The 21695-nt window shown below is 29.4% G+C and carries 18 protein-coding genes and 1 riboswitch; of the genes, 16 read left to right on the plus strand and 2 right to left on the minus strand.

Annotated features, from left to right (window positions below):
- Positions 1–144 precede the first annotated feature (144 nt).
- The 3 genes from RSA29_RS10860 (at position 145) to RSA29_RS10870 (ending at position 5488) form a co-directional block, all read left to right on the plus strand.
- A complete protein-coding gene (locus tag RSA29_RS10860) occupies positions 145–948 on the plus strand; it encodes a MerR family transcriptional regulator (protein WP_346942957.1) in 804 nt (267 codons plus the stop codon).
- 197 nt (positions 949–1145) lie between these two features.
- The gene (locus tag RSA29_RS10865) at positions 1146–3380 is read left to right on the plus strand and encodes an EAL domain-containing protein (protein ID WP_346942956.1); all 2235 of its coding nucleotides are present in this window, start codon (positions 1146–1148) and stop codon (positions 3378–3380) included.
- Positions 3381–3387: 7 nt separating this feature from the next.
- Positions 3388–3470: riboswitch (cyclic di-GMP riboswitch) on the plus strand.
- 314 nt (positions 3471–3784) lie between these two features.
- The gene (locus RSA29_RS10870; RefSeq protein ID WP_346942955.1) at positions 3785–5488 is read left to right on the plus strand and encodes a HAMP domain-containing methyl-accepting chemotaxis protein; all 1704 of its coding nucleotides are present in this window, start codon (positions 3785–3787) and stop codon (positions 5486–5488) included.
- Positions 5489–5677: 189 nt separating this feature from the next.
- Here the strand turns inward: RSA29_RS10870 and RSA29_RS10875 are convergent, their stop codons facing one another.
- Positions 5678–7000 (minus strand): GNAT family N-acetyltransferase, encoded by a 1323-nt coding sequence (locus RSA29_RS10875; protein WP_346942954.1) that lies wholly within the window; start codon positions 6998–7000, stop codon positions 5678–5680.
- Positions 7001–7417: 417 nt separating this feature from the next.
- Between RSA29_RS10875 and RSA29_RS10880 the strand changes: the two genes are divergently transcribed.
- Both RSA29_RS10880 and RSA29_RS10885 read left to right on the plus strand, forming a co-directional pair.
- Entirely contained in the window at positions 7418–8419 is a 1002-nt protein-coding gene (locus RSA29_RS10880) for a PLP-dependent cysteine synthase family protein (protein ID WP_346942953.1), read from the plus strand.
- Between the two features lie 197 nt (positions 8420–8616).
- On the plus strand, positions 8617–9417 hold the full coding sequence (locus tag RSA29_RS10885; protein ID WP_346932792.1) for a MerR family transcriptional regulator: 801 nt from the start codon (positions 8617–8619) through the stop codon (positions 9415–9417).
- Between the two features lie 139 nt (positions 9418–9556).
- On the opposite strand, the gene RSA29_RS10890 is transcribed toward RSA29_RS10885, so the two are convergent.
- Entirely contained in the window at positions 9557–10438 is an 882-nt protein-coding gene (locus RSA29_RS10890; protein WP_346942952.1) for a nitroreductase family protein, read from the minus strand.
- Positions 10439–11216: 778 nt separating this feature from the next.
- Between RSA29_RS10890 and RSA29_RS10895 the strand changes: the two genes are divergently transcribed.
- The 11 genes from RSA29_RS10895 (at position 11217) to aroB (ending at position 21689) form a co-directional block, all read left to right on the plus strand.
- Positions 11217–12560, plus strand: coding sequence for an HAD hydrolase family protein (locus RSA29_RS10895; protein WP_346942951.1), 1344 nt, complete (start codon positions 11217–11219; stop codon positions 12558–12560).
- A 198-nt stretch (positions 12561–12758) separates the two neighbouring features.
- The gene (locus tag RSA29_RS10900; RefSeq protein ID WP_346942950.1) at positions 12759–13562 is read left to right on the plus strand and encodes a hypothetical protein; all 804 of its coding nucleotides are present in this window, start codon (positions 12759–12761) and stop codon (positions 13560–13562) included.
- A 78-nt stretch (positions 13563–13640) separates the two neighbouring features.
- Positions 13641–14777, plus strand: coding sequence for an ATP-binding protein (locus RSA29_RS10905; protein ID WP_346942949.1), 1137 nt, complete (start codon positions 13641–13643; stop codon positions 14775–14777).
- Positions 14778–14839: 62 nt separating this feature from the next.
- Positions 14840–16189 (plus strand): VWA-like domain-containing protein, encoded by a 1350-nt coding sequence (locus RSA29_RS10910; protein ID WP_346943000.1) that lies wholly within the window; start codon positions 14840–14842, stop codon positions 16187–16189.
- Between the two features lie 213 nt (positions 16190–16402).
- Entirely contained in the window at positions 16403–16840 is a 438-nt protein-coding gene (locus RSA29_RS10915) for a hypothetical protein (RefSeq protein ID WP_346942948.1), read from the plus strand.
- An 82-nt stretch (positions 16841–16922) separates the two neighbouring features.
- Positions 16923–17360 (plus strand): MarR family transcriptional regulator, encoded by a 438-nt coding sequence (locus RSA29_RS10920; protein WP_346942947.1) that lies wholly within the window; start codon positions 16923–16925, stop codon positions 17358–17360.
- Between the two features lies 1 nt (position 17361).
- Positions 17362–17754 carry an HsmA family protein gene (locus RSA29_RS10925; protein ID WP_346932784.1) on the plus strand — a complete coding sequence of 131 codons (393 nt, stop codon included), beginning with the start codon at positions 17362–17364 and terminating at the stop codon, positions 17752–17754.
- A gap of 160 nt (positions 17755–17914) precedes the next feature.
- On the plus strand, positions 17915–18274 hold the full coding sequence (locus RSA29_RS10930; protein WP_346932783.1) for an arsenate reductase family protein: 360 nt from the start codon (positions 17915–17917) through the stop codon (positions 18272–18274).
- Positions 18275–18745: 471 nt separating this feature from the next.
- The gene (gene aroF, locus RSA29_RS10935) at positions 18746–19759 is read left to right on the plus strand and encodes a 3-deoxy-7-phosphoheptulonate synthase (protein WP_346942946.1); all 1014 of its coding nucleotides are present in this window, start codon (positions 18746–18748) and stop codon (positions 19757–19759) included.
- A 21-nt stretch (positions 19760–19780) separates the two neighbouring features.
- Positions 19781–20656: a prephenate dehydrogenase gene (locus RSA29_RS10940; protein ID WP_346942945.1), complete on the plus strand. Its 876-nt coding sequence runs from the start codon at positions 19781–19783 to the stop codon at positions 20654–20656.
- Positions 20625–21689, plus strand: a complete 1065-nt coding sequence (gene aroB, locus RSA29_RS10945) for a 3-dehydroquinate synthase (RefSeq protein ID WP_346942944.1) — start codon at positions 20625–20627, stop codon at positions 21687–21689. Before RSA29_RS10940 ends, aroB begins: the two co-directional genes overlap by 32 nt.
- The last annotated feature ends 6 nt before the right edge of the window (positions 21690–21695 follow it).

Raw genomic sequence — 21695 nt, forward strand, 5'->3', positions numbered from 1 at the left:
AAAAAGGTAGGAGATTATTAAGTTGTCTCCTACCTTTTTTACAAGCAAATATATTTCGAATAACGAAGTTATTGATTATATTATATTCATATAATATAATCTGAATTAATAAAAGGGTAAAACATATTGAATTTGGAGGTAATTATGAAGAGATTATATTCTATAGGGGAAATTTCAAATATTTTTAATGTTTCTACATTCACAATTAGATTCTATGAAAAAAAAGGATTACTATTGCCTATTATTGATGATAAAAATTACTATAGATATTATAGTCAAAAGCATATCATTAAAGTAAAAGCTATTATTTTTTTAAAAAAAGCAGGATTCTCAATTGAAGATATTAAAGAAATATTAAAAGAAACAAATCAAAAGAAAATATATTCTATGTTACATAAAAAAGCTGATGAAATTGACAAAAAAATAGAAGAGTGTGAGAAATGGAGGTTAGCATTAAGAAATATGAAAACTAGAATGAAAATTGCAATTGAAATGGAAGGTGAATTTAAAATCAGACATAACAGTACTGAGTTAGTTATGGTTATTTTTGATGATGAATTTCATTCAAAGGCTTGTAGATCAACAGGTGCAGATGCGTCTCAACATATATTATGTATAGATAGAGATAATTTTTTAAATAAAAATGTTATTAGTGGTGCTAAGTTTGGTGTTGAAGTTTCTGAAGAAATGGTGGAAAAACTTCATAAGCATAATGATAATTATGAATATCACATTTTAAAAACTGACAGCAAAAGAGAGTATTTATTCACACATTTAATTACAGATTATGAAAGAGAACCTTTAGAATTGGTAGAAAAGGTAACAAAGTGGTTAACTGAAAATAACCGCAAAATAGACTCAGATATTATATGTAGGTTTATGGGCGTACTTGGACCAGAGGAAATCTATGATATTTATGAGGTTTGGATTCCATTGAAGAATTATTAATACAATGTAAAAAAAGAGAATACTATTTATGAAAAAGAGATTGCATTGTGCTTAGCATAATGTAGTATAGTGAACTTGTTAATACATTAATTTATACAGTTTAGGAATGATTACTAAATATTCATAATTATAAAAACATGTGTAATATATTTAAAATAATACCATTTTTATAATATGAACATTGTAAGGAGGTATTTATGCAGACTAAGAATCAAGTTGTAATTAAAAACACTGTAATAAGTATCTTTATAGCTATTATACTTTTGTTGATTTTAAATTATTATTTTATTTTTAATGCAAAGCAAGATTTATACGATGAAAAATCAGTGTTTTTATCTGAAATATCATCTAAAAATGCTATGCTTGTTAAAACAAAAATAGAAGATTTGATGAGCCAAATAGAATCATTAGCTATAGTTATCGGAAATGAAGATAATATGGATGATGCAATTTTAAATTTAACAAATCAAGTGGAAAAAAACGAATTTAAAAGGATGGGTATAATTGATTTATATGGACAAGCAACTACTACAGACAATTTGAAGTTTGATTTTTCAGAAAGAGCATATTTTAAAGCGGCGATAGAAGGTAAAAGTAATGTTTCTGATAGACTAATTGATAAGGCAGATCAAATATATATAAATGTTTTTGCGACTCCTGTCTATCATGATAAAGAAATTATTGGAGTTTTATTTCGAACAAAAAATACTTGTGATATGGCTGAATTTTTAGATGTCCAGAGTTTTGATGGTGAAGGATATTCTTATATTATAAATAGTGATGGATCTACTGTGAGTTACAATGAAAATGGATATAGCGATATGCCATACGAAAATTTATTTAATGAAATAAAAATTGTAGACTCAAATAAGGAAAATCTTTATACACTAATGGAAGAGGTTGAAAATAGCAGAAATGGAATAACAAGCTTTGTAAGAAATGGCGTTAAAAATCAGATAGGATATAGTAAAGTTGGAATCAATGATTGGTATATGATAACGAGTGTTCCGGCTCATGTAATTGATAATAAATCTAATAAATTAATTTCTCAGATTGTTATTATAATGGGTTTAATTTTAGTGATAATAATATTTTTAAGTATGTTCATTATTAATAGGTTTAAAAGCAATAGTGAAGAATTAAAAAAAATAGCTTTTTTTGATGAAGTAACAGGACATTATAATTGGAAAAAGTTTAGAATAGAATGTGAAAAAGTATTAAAAAATAAATCAACTAAAAACTATGCAATGATTGCTTTAGATATTGATAAGTTTAAAATAATAAACGATATATATGGTTATAAAAAAGGTAATGAAATTTTAAAACATATTGCATTATCAATAGAAACTAATATAAACAAAGGTGAATGTTTTTCAAGAGTTTCAACGGATAATTACAGCATATTGATAGAGTATAAAAATACAAATGAAATAATTAGTAAAATAAATAAAATTACATCACAAGTTACAAATTATATTAAAGGATACCATATAGAATTATCATTTGGTATTTGTATTATAGATAATAATTTTTTAAGTACTACTATGTTATATGATAGAGCACACATTGCAAGGCATACGGTAAAAAATAGAGCAGATATAAATTATGCGTTTTATAATAAAGATATAAGGGATTTATTGTTAGAAGAAAAAGAAATTGAAAACTATATGATAGCAGCGCTTGAAAAAAAGGAATTTGAGGTATACTTACAGCCAAAATATAGCTTACAGTGTGATGAAATTATTAGTGCAGAAGCATTAGTAAGATGGAATCATCCTAAAAAGGGTATGATTAAACCAGATAAGTTTATCCCCATTTTTGAAAATAATGGATTCATTAAAAAGTTAGATTTTTATATGTTTGAACAAGTATGTATCATATTAAACAAGTGGAAAAGTTGTAAATTTGAATTAAATCAGATAACTATTTCAGTCAATATTTCTCGTATTAATTTAAATAATAGGAATCTTCCTTATGAGTTGTTAGATATTGCGAATAAATATAACATTGAATCAAAATATATTGAGATAGAACTTACTGAAAGTGCAATTTTTGAGGATGCATCTAAAATAATATTAATTGTTAAAGCGTTTAGAGATTTAGGTTTTATAATTTCGATTGATGATTTTGGTAGCGGATATTCAGCTTTAAACATATTGAAAGATTTACCAGTTGATATTATAAAGTTAGATAGAGAATTTTTGAATAAAATAACAAATACTGCACGTGGAAAAGTGATTGTTAGTAGTTTAATTAATATGATAAAGACTTTAGCGATTAGTACTGTTGCTGAAGGAGTAGAAACTGTTGAGCAAATTCAGTTTCTTAAAGAATGTGGTTGTGATATTGCCCAAGGATATTATTACTCAAAACCTATACAAGTAGATAGTTTTGAAAAACTACTTAAAACTGAGATTGCAACCAATAATTAAGCTTTAAAAATTAATAAGGCAAACTTGTAGAAATGCAAGGACGCAAAGCTAAGGGTCTAAAGCGGTAAGCTATGATAGCCAGTTGCAAAATATAACATGAGTTATTTTTAGTGTTATAGTTAAAGCATCTTGCTATTAGTTTAGTAAGGTATTTTTTTTTGGGAGGATATATGGATATTGAAAAACAGGAAATTGTGGTCACAGAGATATTTTTAAGAATCAATTGAAGATATAATTTAATAGTTAGGATATGAAAATTTATAAACAGCTCTATAAGTATTCGAATGTTGCATTATATATATCAAAGGAAACTGGGAAAAATCGACTTTGTGAATGCAAATCAAATTAGCAAAAATTTATTGAATGGAAAACTGTTTAAATATAAGAATAAAGGGGGATTTAGTATGTTTAAAAACATTAAAAATATTAAAATTGGAAAAAGAATTTTAATACTATTTATCGTATGTACAATTATATCGAGTATATCAGGTCTTATGGGTATATATTTACTTGAAAAAACCAATAGAGGCTATTCAGTAGCGCTAGAGAATTATGGCTTTTCCCAAGGTAAAATTGGTAGCTTGGGCATGTTAATAAACGAAAATAGTGCCCACATTAGGGATATTGTGTTTTTGACTGAAAAAGAAGCACTTGATGGAGCCTATGAAAAAATCAAAAATAATACAGTTATTATAGATGAACTTTTAAAGTATATTAGTAATACAAATGTTTCTGATGATGCGAAGGATATTTTTTCTAAGCTTGAAAATCAAATAAAGGCATATAACATTGTTAGAAATAAAGTTATAGACCTTGGAATGGTAAATAATCAAGATGAAGCTCATAAATTATGGGTTGAAGAAGGGGCGCCACAGCTACTCATAGTACAGGATTACACCCAAAAACTTGTAGATATGAATGTAGATGCCGGTATAAAAGTGTCCAATAAATTAAGCTCAGGGGGAAGAACTTCGATTTTAATTATGATTATAGTCATAGGTATAGGATTTGCTACATCTGTTATTTTTGCGCTATATATAGCACGTAACATTAGTAGACCTATTAGGGAAATTGAGGAAGCTGCAATAAAAATGTCAGATGGTAATTTCAATATTAATATTGATTATGAGTCTGAGGATGAAATTGGTAGTCTTGCAAATAGTATCAGAAAGATGATAAGGATAACTACTGAAATTATTTTAGATACTGCGAGAGGACTAAAGGAAGTTTCAACAGGTAATTTCAATATTAGTTCAGAAGTTGAATTCATTGGAGAATTTAAGCAGGTTAAGGAGGCTATTAAGGAAGTTACACTAACACTTAGTGAGACTATATACCAAATTACAGCAGTTGCAGACCAAGTTGCATGTGCCTCAGAACAAGTAGCAGGATCAGCACAAAATATTAGTGAAGGTGCGACAGATCAAGCGAGTGCTATAGAAGAATTATCAGCTTCAATTAGTGAGGTTTCAGATCAAATTACTATGAGTGCTGAAAATGCAAAAAAAACAAATGGAATAGCAGATGAGACTAAAGATATTATTTTAGATGGAAATGAAAAAATGAAAGAAATGATTTTTGCCATGGGTGAAATTTCTAAATCATCTAAAGGGATTGAGCAAATTATAAAAACTATTGATAATATAGCAGCTCAAACTAATCTACTTTCATTAAATGCTGCAATTGAAGCAGCTCGTGTTGGGGAAGCTGGGAAAGGTTTTGCAGTAGTTGCTAATGAAGTTCGTAATTTAGCTAGTGAAAGTTCTAAAGCTGTTCAAGACACCTCTATTTTGATAGAAAATTCAATTAAAGCCGTAGAGAATGGAACAAGGGTAGCAAATGAAACTGCATTATCATTAGAAATGATTGTTGGAAAGGCAGTAGGAATAACATCATTAGTAAAGGAAATTACGAGTGCTACAGATGAACAGTCAGTTTCGGTTAATCAAATTAATCAAGGGATAGAACAAATTTCTGAAGTTATACAGACGAATTCAGCTACGGCACAGGAAAGTGCAGCAGCCTCGGAGGAAATGACAAGTCAGGCATATATGCTAAAAGAATTAGTTGATAGATTTAATTTGTATAAAGATAATTCTAAATCATAATTTGATTTGAAGTTGCAAAAATGTAGGAAACTATTGGTTAGGTTCCTACATTTTTGTTTAATAATGATAAATTTAAATGGTAAAATTATTGAAACTCACGTGTGATTATAGGGTTTAATTATACAGATTAAAGGTTTATGAAACCCAATAAATTAAATTTTTACCATGATTGGTTAAGTAATAATTATATTATTGATAGTTTAAATTTCCCAAATATACAAAAGGAATAGGGAATACGGTATCTATAAAGAGCTTTAAATTATCTTTACCGGTAAGATTAAGATGTAAGCCGGTGGAGCCCTCAAATATTAACTTGTTTAGAGTTCGTATATTACGGATTTCAAGAACTTCATCATCAAGTATAAACTTATATGTTTTACCTGAATCGATTATTTCAACATGATTTAATAGGTCATCACTTATACCAAATTTAAAGCCTTGATTATAATCTGGTAAAATATTATTTTTTATATATTCAGTGCAGATTGGCTCAGTGGTAGGTGGAGGTAAAGTGGTGCTTGAACTATCTAGGATTTTGGGTATAGAATCATTATTATTAGGTTCATATAGGGAGGTTTGAAATTTAATTTGGTTAACTATTGCGTCATCTACATGATTTGAAAAATACGGAAGTAGACTAGTCATAAGTTTTTCAAAATTTACAACCTTAAGTGAACCTTCTTGATAAGCATCTTTAACCATTATATTAGAGTGTGGGGTTAAGATAGATACTGGGGTTGATTTGTTAACTTTATAAGATACGCTTTGTAGATGGTTTATATAGGCTAGATGTTTTAATATGGCAAATATATAGGCATCTTCAATAAAGCATTCCTTTACTTCACCTAAATCTACATCGCCTTTAAGAACTTTAAGAACAATATATCCTGATACTTTGTTGTTATTAAAAATAACATATTTTTTGTAATGAATATTACCCCAGGGGATAGTGGAAGAAATCATAAGATCCATAAAATTTTCATAGCTGCGATAAAATCTAGTTGATAAAGTATTATATAAACAAAAAATTTCATGCATATATGAGTCAGTATATTCTCTAAATTCAAAGTTTAAGGGGATATTTTCAGGATATATAGTATATTCTAAAAAATTTTTGGTCATAGTACATCCACGGCGTTGATAAAGTGATCTTGTGCCTGAAACAAAGAGTAATTCAATTCCATCTATGTATAAATTATTCTCAATATCATCGAGTATTAGTGAGGATAAACTCTTTCCGCGCCAAAGAGGATCAGTACATACTGCACCTATAGATGCAACATTTAGAGAGGCTCCCTCAAGCAGAATCCTTTGCTTAAGAAAATTTGCCACAGAAATAGGTATATTACCTTTTTTGATAATCCTCATATTATCCATATTATTTTTACTGAGAAGATTTGGGAACTCTTTCATCATTGTAGGTTTAAAACCTCTATTTGTTCTAAAAATTTTATTAATAAGTGCAATTACATTATTATATTCATTATCTGTAGTTCCATAAACTTTTTTCATAAGTGCTCCTAATCATTTGTTTTAATTTTATATATGTAAATTTATATTAGTTATGAGTAATATATTCACTTTAAATTGAGGGTTTATAATCATATATTTCATTATAAATGATTATAGAATATTAAGTAATACTTTTATATAGGGCATTTTCAAAAAAATAAGTAGTATGTTCATACCGTCTGTGAAACCAATTCACTATCTAAATAAAAATATTTTTCACACCTTTGATTTGTTATTTATGTTTAGATGCATAAATGTGATTAACATATAACAAAGTTGAAAAATCTACATATTATAAACAGAGAATAAATAATAAGTAAAATATATTTAAAATAAAATGTAAGATTAATTTAAAGGTGAGTAGAATGTTTAAATTCATAGTAATTGTTAGATATTATACGAATATGGGGTGAAATTATGCATAATAAATTTACTGAATTAAAGGGGATTATAGGAAATACACCTATGATTGAAATTAGATTTAACTATAAGGGAGAAATTAGAGCTATATATGCAAAGTTAGAAAGTTTCAACATGACAGGAAGCATCAAGGATAGAGTTGCACTATATATATTAAAAAGTGCCTATGATAAGGGAATATTAAAGGCTGGAGATACTATAGTCGAGGCTACGAGCGGGAATACAGGGATTTCATTTGCGGCTATAGGAAGGGCCTTAGGATATAAAGTATGTGTAGTTATGCCTAATTGGATGAGTGAGGAAAGAAAAAATATAATTAAGTCGTTTGGGGCAGATATTATATTGGTATCAAAACAAGAAGGTGGATTTGTGGGAAGTATAAAAATCACTAAGGAGATTGCAGATAAAAGTAAGGATATCTTTCTACCTTGTCAATTCTCTAACGAGGATAATATAGAAGCTCATTATAATACTACGGCACCAGAAATATGGGAACAACTTAAAAGTATTGGACTAGAACCAGAAGGTTTTGTTGCTGGAGTTGGAACCGGTGGAACGGTCATGGGTATAGGAAAGTATCTGAAGGAGCAAAATGAAAGAATTAGAGTATACCCTCTAGAGCCTTCTAATTCACCTATATTATCTTATGGTACAAAATGTGGTGATCATAGGATACAGGGTATATCAGATGAATTTATACCACCTATAATGAAACTTGAAAAACTTGATCATATTATCAGTGTGGATGATGGAGATGCTATAATAATGGCTCAGAAATTTGCTTTAGAATTAGGACTTGGGGTAGGTATATCATCAGGGGCAAATTTTTTAGGGGCTTTAAAAGCACAAGATGAATTAGGTAGCGATGCTGTTGTAGTTACAATATTCGCTGATGATAATAAGAAATATTTAACTACAGATTTATTTAAAAATGAATTTGTAAAGGATGGATTTATATCTACTGATGTCAAACTAATATCTGTTAGAGTTGTGAGATAATATAAAATGCTCAAATAAGACTAGAATAATTTTATTTGAGCATTTATTCTATTAAAGATCTGGTAATTTATTAAGCTATAAATCATGCTAAAGTTATAATATAATGCTTTGCTTGAATAAACTTGAAATGGTATGATATATTAATTTAAAAGATGAGAGTGAATTTTATAGAATATGAAATATGGGTGGGGATAACAATGAGACTTAATATAGGGGATATGGCAAAATTACATAATGTTAGTGTCCAGGCTATTAGATATTACCAAAGTATAGGCATATTGAGTCCTAGTGAAATAGACTTAAATACAGGCTATAGGTATTATGATGAGGAATCATCCTATAGATTATGGAAGATAAAGGTATTACAGTCAACAGGCTTATCGCTTAATGAAATTAAAAAAGCTATAAATGGTAAATTAGAAGAAACAGAAGAAATATTCAAAAGTTTGGAGTTAAGTATTAAAAAAGATATAGAAAAACTTAATAAAGTTCATGAGTATGTTAATCAACAACTAGATCACATTAAGGATTTAAAGGAAGGTAATTATTCAAATAAACCTAGAATATTAGATATAGAAAAACGGCAAGGGTATTTAATTAATGTAAATGAAAATAGTAGCATAGACAATACTATAGAGGCATTGGTTAGTTTTAATAAGGAGCGTAGGGTTAGTGTAGATATTATGTATAATCAAAGTAGGTTGTTAAAATTAGATGAAAAAAACAAGCCGCACCTTATTAGCTATCTGGCAATTAATAATGATGGTAAAATAGATTGTGATAAGGATACATACATATTAAAAGAGGGAGATTATGGCGTAATTGATCATGTAGGGGATTATAGGAATATGTCCAATACCTATAAAAATTTATTAGACTATATTAGTGAAATGGGGAGAACAATTGAGGGAACTTCAGTTGAACTATTAATAATAGGCTCTAATATATCAGAAAATCATAATGAGCGGGTTACTCAGATTCAGATACTACTAAAATAAAAACTAAAAAAAGGTGTGAAGTTAAATTTAAAATGGAACCTATAGAATAGACACTAATAAAAAGGTGCTATTTATATAGGTTCTTTTTTGTATAATTGAGGGTTTGTTGATATAGAATATATAATTTTAATATAGTTAATTATTTATTTGTATTTGGAAAGTCGGCTCCATCAATCCATGGAAATCCATATGATTTAAGTGCATTTATGAAGTCCATATTGCCGATACAAGACCAGTTTGCCTTATAGTGAAGACCAAAATAGTGTTGAGCTCTGTTTATATAACCTTGGTCGACGATAGATTGCATAATATTATTACTATATTCTTCTCCACCAACATCTAAAGTTACTTGCTTCATTGATTCCATGTTAGAGGTACTAAGAGGAAACTGTCTATAATCATATTTTTCATCCTGTAACTGAATAAGTCTTTCTACAGGTAAATCAGTATAGGTTTCTTCATGTACAATTCCTTCTATACCAAGCTTTTTATTAGGTATTAGCGGTTGATTTGGATATCCAATGCTTAATAGAACTACTGGGAATACACCTTCTGGAATATTAAAAATAGATTTTAACTCCATAAAACAACTTTCAACAGTACCAATATATACAGAACCTAAACCGACGGAATCAGCAGCGGTACATATATTTTGGGCGCATATTATTGTGTCTTGAAGAGCTATCCAGAAGTGTCTATAACTCTTTGTAGCTACAAAAGGGGCATTAGAAGCTTCACACCAGCGACCAATTCTTCTCCAATCTACACAAAAAAGTAGATTTACAGGAGCATTTTTAACTAATGGTTGCATATCACATTCACTAACAAGACGATTTTTAGTGTCATCACTTGTAATTTTTATTATTGAATAAGGTTGTAAATTACCACCAGTAGCGGCATGGATACCACATTGTATAATTTCATTTAGTACCTCATCAGGAATATTCTTATCTTGGAATATACGGCAGCTTGCACGCTGGCATAACAGTTTGATAGTTTCATTTGAATAGGTTTTACTCATGAAAAATCCCCCTTAAAGATTATAGTTTATACCATAAGGATAAGGCCTATAGTAACTATAGAGTCAATGGAAAAGTTTAAGTGGAAAATATTAAATTGTAATATCTATTTATATCTGACTCTAATTCATTAAGAAGAATGAATTTAGAATTTCTTAAAGATTCTTTACCATAAGTGAATACTAAAATTGTAGGAGCAATGAATACAGAGTGTTCAGCGCCTAAAGCGACATTATCTTTTATATCAATTTTTATACTTTTAACATTAGGATAATGGGTAAGAAGTTTTTCTACTTTACAAAGTAAATCTTCACTTCCTCAGAAATCATTGCTTGTAAAAAATATTAATAGTAATTCTGATTCTTTAATCAATAGTGTTAACATATCTTTAGAATTTACTTGTAGCATAATAGGAACCTCCATAATAATCATATTACTTAAATTTGAAGAACTTGTTTATTAATAGGAAGATGCCGACTCCGATGCATAGAAATATAATCATGATAATCAATGGTAAAAGGTTGAATAATGTTAGCATAGTTGTACGCCTCCTCAAAATAGACTTAAATAAGTTTATTGTAATATATAATATATTTGTTGACATATTATATGCTAAAATGGTAAAAATGTAAATGCAAAGTACATAATAAGCATAAATATATAAACCATAATAAATTATCATGATATAATAGGTATAAATAGATTCATATGGATATGTATATTTATGTTGATATACAAGAATTAGAATTAAAAAGTAACAGGAAATTAAAGGAGATTGTAATGCCAAGAATAGGAATGCGGATTATAAAATCTGCTATAGCAGTATTTATATGTTGTTTAATTTATTTAGTAAGTGGAGTTGGTATACCATTTCACTCATCAATATCTGCCATATTATCCATGCAACCAGGTGTAGCAAATAGCATGGAGGCGGCTAGGAGCCGTAGCATTGGAACGATTATTGGTGGTATATTTGGAATAGTGGTTTTACTAATAGAAAGACAATTTGTACCAGATGCAATGCTATTAGTTAGGTATTTATTAGTTTCAATAGCAATTATTCCACTAATATATATAACCATATTACTTGAGAAACAAACAGCATCTTATATTTCATGTGTAGCATTTTTAAGTGTGACAATATCTCATGGACTAGATGTTAGTCCTTATGCATTTGGATTTAGTAGAATTGTTGATACTCTTATTGGTGTTTTTGTTTCTTTAGGAGTTAATTCGTTTCACTTACCAAAGCGAAAGAACTCTAAAATCTTATTCATAACTGATTTAGAAACTGCCATATTGAATTCCCAAAATCAAATAGATACATATAGTAAGATTAAGTTAAATGAAATGTTAGAAGAAGATGCACTTATAACTATATCTACCAATAGAACACCATCTACATTGCTCCAATTAATGGATGGTATAGATATTAAAATGCCGCTAATAACGATGAATGGAGCAGCACTATATGATTTAAAGAAAAATACTTATGTTTCATGTAAAGCTATAGAGTATTTAAATGCAAAGAAGATATCAGATGTATTTAAAGATAAAGGATTAAACTGTTTTATACATACAATTATTAATGATGTGCTGCATATTTATTATAGTGATTTTAAAAATTCAGTAGAGAAAGATTTTTATAATAGGGAAAAGATAAGACATTTAAAAAATTATATATATAGTGAGTTGCCAGAAAATAGAGAAGTTGTATACTTTAAAGCCATGGGTAAATTAAAGGTGATTAGGGAGTTATACAATGAAATTCTTCAACTTAATTGTGCAAGTAAGATTAGAGTAAACTATGAAGAAGATAAGGATAATCCTGGATACTATATTTTTGAAGTTTATAGTATTGAGGCAACTAAGAGAAATGCGTTAATGAATCTTAAGGGAAGGGTAGATTGTGATATGACAGTTTATTTCGGGGGAAATATTGATGATATACCTATGCTTAATCAAGTAGACTATGTATATGCAGTAGATAATTCACAAGAGGAATTAAAGGAAATCGCAGATTATACTATAGGAAATAATGATACTAATTCTGTAATAAAAGCAATTGTAAAATTATTTTATTCAAGAAAAAAATTAGAGAAAAAATATGTTGGGAATAACTGACTAAAAAGTATTGGTTGTATAAATTAAAGCAACCAATACTTTTTATTTTAACAGTTATTCTTAGATATTATATTAAAGCTTAATTTAAATAACCTCTTTAAAATATAGTGAAAAATGATTATAATTAATTTGATAATTACTATTACTTAATAGGAGTATTATTTATTTGAAAATTAAGTGATTTTGAGGGGTAATTTTATGAATTATGATAGAACTATTGAAATGATAAGGCGAAATCCAATTATTATAAAAACAATTAAAAATCCAACGGATGAAATGAAACTTATAGCTGTTGAGAAAGATGGGGTAGCGCTACAATATATAAGAGAACAAACTGAAGAAATGAAGATATTGGCGATAAAAAGTAATGTTAATGCTATTGAATTTGTAGAGAATCCTACAGAAATAATGAAGGAGTTCGTAGTTAAACAAGGATGGAATACTTTGAAGTTTATTAAGGAGCCTAGCGAATCCTTAATAAAAATGGGAATTCATCAAAAGGGATGGGCTATTAAGTATGCAAACAATCCAAGTACTGAGTTACAAATGATGGCGGTAGAGAAGGATTATGATGCTATTAAATATATAAAAACTCCAGATGAGAAGGTGCAGAAAGCTGCAGTGAAGATAAGTTATGATGCATTAAGATATATACAACAACCAACTATAAAGGCGGAGATAGCTGCAATTAGAGAAAATGAGGCAGCAATAAAGTTTGTTTTAGATTTAACGGAAGAAAAAAAACGGTGTTTTTTAAAGGAAAATATTCTAGTGATTAAGTATATTTCAAGGGACATACCTATAGATACACTTGAAGAAATATTAAAAGATGTATTAGGGCGTTACGATGTGGAAGAAAAGTATGTTAGAGATTTTATAAGTTGTGAAAGTATTAGCGACAAGTATAAGAATATATCAATGGATAAGATTATTTTCATATACAAATATGGAAGTTCTAGAGCAAAGAAAATAGCTGTAGATGAGAAGTTAAAAATGGGATAGGAAATAATCAAATGTATGAATCAGGTAATGTTAAGGCTAAAGTGAAAAACTAAAGAGCGTTTAGGAAGGTGAATTAATATGAATTTTCAAGATACATTAAAGAGTGTAGATCTTGTTATAGAGACCAAGGAAGTCCCACTTATTATAGGTGAAAGTGGAATAGGAAAGACCGCTTTGGCAAAGTCCTTAGCAAGTGAAAAGGGATGGAGTCTTGTTACTATAGATGGGAATCTTTTAAAGGAAGGTGAAATCGGAGGTCTACCAACAGTTGAAGATTACGGCATAGAGGACAGGAACGGAGAAATTATCAATAAAAAGGTCACAGTATATGCAGTTCATACAAAGCTAAGAGAGATAGATGAACTAATACTGTCGGGAGAAGAAGTACTTTTGTTTATTGATGAAATAAATCGGTGTGAACATAGCGTTCAGCAAGAACTTATGAATCTTATACTTAATAGGGAGATAAATGGCTATAAGCTTAATACCCAGGTTAAAATTCTAGCAGCAATGAATCCATCAAGCAAGTATGGTGGGGATTTTGATTATCAAGTTGTGGATATGGATGCAGCTCAGGAGAATAGGTTTGTATGGCTTAATATGGAAAGTGATACTAAAGGGTGGATATCATGGGCAATGGAAAGTGGCATTGAGGATAAAGTTATAGAATTTATATCTACGTTTCCAGAGCATTTACATAGTATAAGTGATGGGGATATAAGGGCAACGCCAAGAAGTTATGAAAGAGTTTCAAAGTTATACAAGCTATATAAAGATAAGAAGGATGGAATACCTAGGAATGTATTTTTAAATGTTTTAAGAGGGAATCTAGGTAGGATTATAGCTGAGGAGTTTTTGGCGTTTATTGATTCAGAAAGGGATGGTCTAATTTCTTATGAAGAAGTATTTAGGGGTGAAGGTTTAGCCTTAGAGGTAATAGAAAAGATAACTAAAGAAAGTCATACTAGGTTATATCTAACGGCTAATAATATATTAAGAACCTTAGATAGTGAATTGCAATTATCAGAGAGTAAAGAAATGCAGGAGAAGCTTATAAATAGGTTTATAGAATTTATAAAGGTTTATCCTATAGATTTAATGATAGGGATAATGAAGGATATAAGAGAAAATAATAAAGCCATATATGACTTAAGTTTAGAAAATGAGAAGTTCATAGAAACCTATTTCAATGCTTATAGTGAAATTAAGGCATAGGTAAGATTATGAGTAAAATATTTGAAGAGTTAAGATTAGACCTCTATAGCAGACTTAGCAGCATGGGAAGTGATAAGAGTGATGTTAAAGCTAATGGAGTGGTGAAAGATTTAAATGAGAATATATGGAGAGATATCCAAGAAGATTTCTTTAAGATAGTTGATAAAGTAAATTTTGTGCTTATGGATGATAATGAAAATTTTTATGGTTATTTTCTAATTCAAATGAATAGAGAGATTAGAGATGATATTGCAACACCAACAGCAGTAAACTTCAAGGATGCAAAGTATGTAATTTATTTTAATCCTATAATATTTCTACAGTTAGATTTGGAGCAGATGCAAGGGTGCATCAAACATGAGATTCATCATATATTGTCATTACATTTAACTAGGGCTAGGGAGCTAAAAGAAAGATATAGTAAATTAGCTATTAATATGGCCATGGATATTGTAGTTAATCAGTATATAGAATGGTTACCACCTTATGCAACGACTTTAGAATGGGTAAACTTAAAGTATAATATGAATTTAGAACCGTATAATTCCATGGAATATTATGTAGAAAATATTCAAGAAGAGCTTAATCTTCTAAATGAGGATGAAGATGATGAAGAAGATACCGGTAAAGGGGATATGGAAAGTGAATATGATCCTAAGAAAACCCATGATATATGGGAAGAATTTAGAGATATAGATGATAAAACTATGAAAGAATTCACTGAGAAATTTGCTGCGATCTCAGATAAGGGTACAATGCCAATGCATATAGAGGCTTTAATAAAGTCGCTGAGCTCAAATGAAAGTGAAATTCCTTGGAACTTATATTTAAAAAGGCTTATGGGAACTTTAGATAGCGATAAGAAAAAAACTACAACTAGAAGAAGTAGAAGACAACCTAATAGGTTAGACTTAAGAGGGGAACTAAGAGGGCATAAAGCTAAAGTTACGGTTGCAATAGATATAAGCGGGAGTATAAGTGATTCAGAATTTAAACAAGCCATTAAGGAAGTATTATCAATAGTGAAAAATTACAATTATGAGGTTACTATAATAGAATGTGATACAAACATTAAAAGGACCTATAAGACTAAATCTATAAAAGGGGTTCAAGATAGAGTTGCAACTGGTGGTGGTACTAAATTTTCACCTGTATTTGAATACGTAAACAAAACAGATACTAATTTATTAGTATACTTTACCGATGGGAAAGGGGAAGCTGAGCTAGATGTAATTCCGAAAGGTTATAAAACTTTATGGATTATATCAGGAAGAGGAGATAAGTTATCATTAAAACGTAATTTTGGGGCAATTAAAAGGCTTAGTAGTATAGATGTAAAAGAGGATTTTGCAGATATCCATGATGTTAGAAGTGATGGTTGGTCAATGAATAGTCAAGAACCTACAATCTAGAGTGTTAAAAAGGAGTATCCTATTTATAATAGATATTCCTTTTTAAAGTTATGATATATACAGCTTAATATTACTAAGGTTAATATTCAATTAGAACTATGGTGAGTATTGGATATAAGAAGGCGATATATTATTGACAAGCTAGTAATATAGAGGTAAAATAGTTTGCATAGGAACTAAATAGTTCGCATGAGAACTAAAGGAGATTTTAGTATGGATGGTATAAAAAAATTAACCCCAAAGGTAAACAAAAAAATACTTATAATTATAGGTGGATTAGTTTGGACAATTGCAGGCGTAAATGTTTTTTTAATAGGATATAAAGATGTTAGTAGTACAAATATAATTGGAGTAATATTTTCGGTAATAATATTTGCAATATTTTTTAATTTTATATTTTATAAAATGGCTAAAAAGCATTTAAAACGTATTGATAGCAATAAAAACAAAAGTTTATGTGTATTTTCATTCTTCGATGTTAAAGGGTATATTATAATGGCATTTATGATGACATTTGGTATAACTTTAAGAAAGACAGGCTTAATTAATCATAATTATTTAGGATTGTTTTATATAGGATTAGGGTTTGCACTTGCATCTGGAGGATTAATATTCTTGATAAATGGGATTAAACATAAAAAGGAAAGTTAGTAGTTTACGAAAACACGAATATTGAGTTATAAATATATAATAAGTTTTAGAGCTTGATGTAAAGGCAAAGAGGAGGTAACTTATGCAAAGTGAATTTGGGTGTTTTGAAATATCAATGCTAATTAAAGAAGTGTATTCCAGTACAATGAATATAATAAGCAAAAATTTCAAAGATAGTGGGCTAACACACCAACAAATTATGGTTATAAAATTAGTTGCTCATAGAAAAGAGATTACAATTTCAGAGTTGTGCGAAGAAATGTCCTTAGCTAAAGGGACAGTTTCAGGGATAGTACAAAGGTTAGAAAGTGCTGACTATGTAAAAAAAGTAAAATATGAAAGTGATAAGAGAAATACTTATGTTACATTTTCAGATAAGGGATTAGAATTTGCCAAAGAGTTTAGGCACAGAATAAATGAAAGTTTTGATGAGGTTTTTAAAAATTTCACTAAAGAAGAAATTGAAGAGACAAAAAAAAATCTAAAAAAACTAAGAGATAAGATAAAGGAGAATGAGTAAAATGGATGGGAAATTAATATTTGCAATTATAACAATTACATTAGCACTAGTATTTTATACAATAGGTGTATTTGGGGAAAGAAGGGCTAAAACTTTAAGTAAAAAGCATTTAATAATGTTTTGGTTAGGTTTAGTATTTGATACTACAGGAACATTTACAATGAGTAGAATAGCAAGTGAAGGAGGTGCAGCAATTTCTGCAGGAGCTCAAATGCTTCATGGGGTAACTGGTGTGTTAGCCATAGTTTTAATGTTGTTTCATGCAGGTTGGGCAACTTGGGTATTATATAAAAATGATGATGCTAAAAAGCAAGCGTTCCATAAATTTAGTATTACAGTATGGTGTATTTGGTTAGTACCATATTTAGTGGGTATGATAATAGGAATGAGTTAATAATTTCATCAAGTATAAAAATTTAAACTTTGATATGCTAAGGTGTATCAAAGTTTTTTGTTGTTGGGTAAAATAAAAAAATAATTTAAGCTATAGCAATTAATAATAAATATTATATAATAGTAAGTATAATATTATAAAGTAGAGGGAGAGATATAGAATGAGTGCATTATTTATACAATATCCAAAATGAACAACTTGTGTTAAGGCGAAGAAGTTTCTTCAAGAAAACAACATAGAATTTGAGGATAGGCACATAGTTGAAAATAATCCTAATGTAGAGGAACTAACTCTATGGATCGATAAGAGTGAGTTAGAGATTAAGAAATTCTTCAATACTTCAGGAAACCTGTATAAGGAAATGGGGTTAAAGGATAAAATAAAGGAAATGTCTAAGGAAGAGTGTATAGAACTACTTGCTACTAATGGGATGTTAATAAAAAGACCATTACTTGTAAATGGAGATAAGGTTACTGTTGGATTTAAGGAAGATAACTATAAAGAGTTTTTTAATTTGTAGAAAATAATTATTTATTTATTGGATGCATAGGAAGTAAGATATATACACGATTATGATGCAAAAATTTCATAAATATAAAGAAAATAAATATTTATTTTCAAATACAACAAAAATAGTGTTGACACAAGGTCAAACTTTGATATACTTTAATGAATATAGAGTTTAATATGAATATGGAGGAGAACTAAAATGGAATTATTAAATAAACAAGTAGCAAAAATTTATAGTTTGTATTTAAGCTGGGGCTATCTTTATTATAGCGCTAGTTATTTCTGCTACTCAAAATTTAATATATTTCGAAATATGAGTATATCTTCCAATACGTGAATCAGTTTATAAAATTAATTTGCGAAATTTTGTATAAACACGAGGAAGGCTCATTTTATGGGCCTTCCTTTTATTTTGGAAAATTTTATGTCGATAGGTAATAAATAGGTTGATTATGATAAAAAATTTTTAGGAGGGTTAATAATGATAGTTATTTTAAAAGCTAAAATAAAGTTAGTGGATATAGAAAGAGTAAACAATAAACTTATAAATTTAGGGATGAAAACACAAATAATAGAGGGAATATCATGTGTAAGTATAGGTATTATAGGATACACCAATCAGGTAGATTTAGGTAGTATTGAAATTGATAATTGTGTTGAATGTATTATGAGAGTAGAGGAGCCATTTAAGAGGGCAAATAGAAAGTTCCATCCAGAAGATACGGTTATTAATGTTGGAGGAATGACAATAGGTGGGAAGAAATTAGCTATAATAGCTGGACCATGTTCAGTGGAAAGTGAAGAACAAATAATATCTATAGCTGAGAGTGTTAAAGTTAGTGGAACAACATTTTTGAGGGGCGGAGCATATAAACCAAGAACTTCACCATATGTTTTTCAAGGGCTAAAAGAAGCGGGAATAGAACTGTTAAAGGTAGCCAGAGAGAAAACAGGGTTATCAATAGTTACGGAAATAATGAGCACAGATGATATAGATAGATTTGTAGAGGGTGTTGATATAATTCAAGTTGGAGCTAGAAATATGCAAAATTTTGCATTGTTAAAGGAGTTAGGTAAAATTAATAAACCTGTTTTATTAAAAAGGGGATTATCAAGCACTATCGAAGAGTGGTTAATGTCGGCTGAATACATAATGGCTGGAGGAAATGAAAATGTAATACTTTGCGAACGGGGTATAAGAACATTTGAGAGTTTCACAAGAAACACTTTAGATTTAAGTGCTGTACCAGCAGTAAAGAGATTAAGTCATTTACCGGTTATTATTGATCCGTCCCATGCAGCTGGAATGTGGTGGATGGTAGAAAGTCTTGCAAAGGCAGCAGTTGCCGTTGGGGCAGATGGGCTTATGATAGAAGTTCATAATGACCCACAAAATGCAAAATGTGATGGAGCTCAGTCTTTAACTCCAAAACGGTTTGATAATTTAATGAATGAATTAAAGGAGATTGCTACAGTTGTTGGAAGAGAGCTGTAGGAAGTATTATGTACTATGATTATGGGAGAATTTAATTTTAAGGTCACAGTTGTTGGATTGGGGTTAATTGGGGGATCTTTGGCTATGGCAATTAGGAAACTTAATCCCATAGGGTTATATGGCATTGATTTAGATGAATTAGTATTATCTTCTGCTAAATTAATGGGTATAATTGATGAGGGGAGTAAAACTTTTACTAAAATCATGGAGGATAGTGATATTATAATAATAAGCACCTATGCTAAGGGTGAAGTAGAATTTTTAAGTGAAAATATCGGTAAGATTAAACGGGGTGCTATAGTTACAGATTCTACTGGACTAAAGGATGTTTACAAAAATGAAATAATGGATATTTGTAGAGGCCTTGTAGATTACATAGGTGGACATCCAATGGTTGGTAAGGAGACGAGTAGCTTTCAAAATGCTTCCGAAGAGATGCTAAAGGGTGGAAGTTATATATTAATACCAAGTGAAGATAGTAAGGTTGAAAATGTTGCTTTGTTAGGAGAAATTGCTAAGGCAATTGGATTTACAACTGTTAAAATTGTAGATAGTATCACTCATGATAAACTGATAACTTATACCTCTCATATTCCGCACATTATGGCAGTTGCAATGATGAATAATGAATTAGTTAGTTCTTGTAATGGATTTATTGGCGGAAGTTTTAGAGATGTAACTAGAGTAGCAAGAATAAATGAAGATTTATGGAGTAGTCTTTTTATGGATAATAAGAACAATCTAATCGATGAAATAACAAAACTACAATATAATTTGGAGAATATAAAAAAGATTTTAGAGGAAAGTGATAAGGAAAGTTTATATAAACTTCTAAAAGCGTCACGAGTAAGAAAGGAGCGTCAGAATGAAAAAGATAGAGTTAAACATTCCCAATAATGAATATGAGATTTTTATTGAAAATGGACTTATAAATAATATTGGATTTGAGATTTCAAAGATATATAATGGAGAAAGGATAGCTATAATAACGGATAAAAATGTAGATAAATATTATGGGAATATGTTAGAAAAATCTTTAGAGTGTGAAGGGTATGAGGTGTTAAAGGTAGTCTTAGAGCCGGGTGAAAGAAGTAAATCTATAGAGTGCCTAATGAAATTATACGATGAGCTTTTAGATTTCAAAATAAATAGAGGAAATCTAATTATTGCATTAGGTGGGGGAGTTATTGGTGATTTAACTGGGTTTTGTGCTTCAACACTTCTAAGAGGAATACCGTTTATACAAATACCTACATCATTACTTGCACAGATAGATTCATCTATAGGTGGAAAAGTTGCTATAGATTTACCGAGGGGTAAGAATTTAATTGGAAGCTTTTATCATCCTATGGCCGTGTATATAGACCCATTGGTTCTTAAAACACTAGATAAAAGGTATATAAATGATGGCTTAGGTGAAGTAATAAAGTATGGACTTATAAAGGATAAAAATCTTTACGAGAAACTAAAAAATATGGATAATTATTCTAAGCTGTTTGAAAGCTTTGAAGATATAATATATAGATGCTGTAATATAAAAAGAGAAATAGTAGAGTATGATGAGATGGATACTGGAGAGAGAATGATACTAAACTTTGGTCATACCATTGGTCATGCCATAGAAAAGCTTTATAACTTTGAGAAGTTTTCCCATGGCGAGGCAGTTGCAATTGGGATGTTTAAAATCGCATCAAAGTGTGAGGAAAAAGGTATTTGTCCTAATGGGACTACAAGGAGTATAAAGGAAATTCTTATAAAGTATGAGTTGCCTTATGAAGTAGATAATATAGACAGTAAAAGGCTTATTGAAATAATTGGCGTGGATAAAAAGAATGTAGGCAATGATATAAATTTAATATTACTTAAAGATATAGGAGAAGGTTTTATTAAGAAGGTGCCTAGGGAAGAAGTAGAAAATTTTATATATTAAAGGGGA

Origin of the sequence: Clostridium sp., assembly GCF_036660475.1 — a bacterium.
Classification (GTDB): Bacteria; Bacillota; Clostridia; order Clostridiales; family Clostridiaceae; genus Clostridium_J.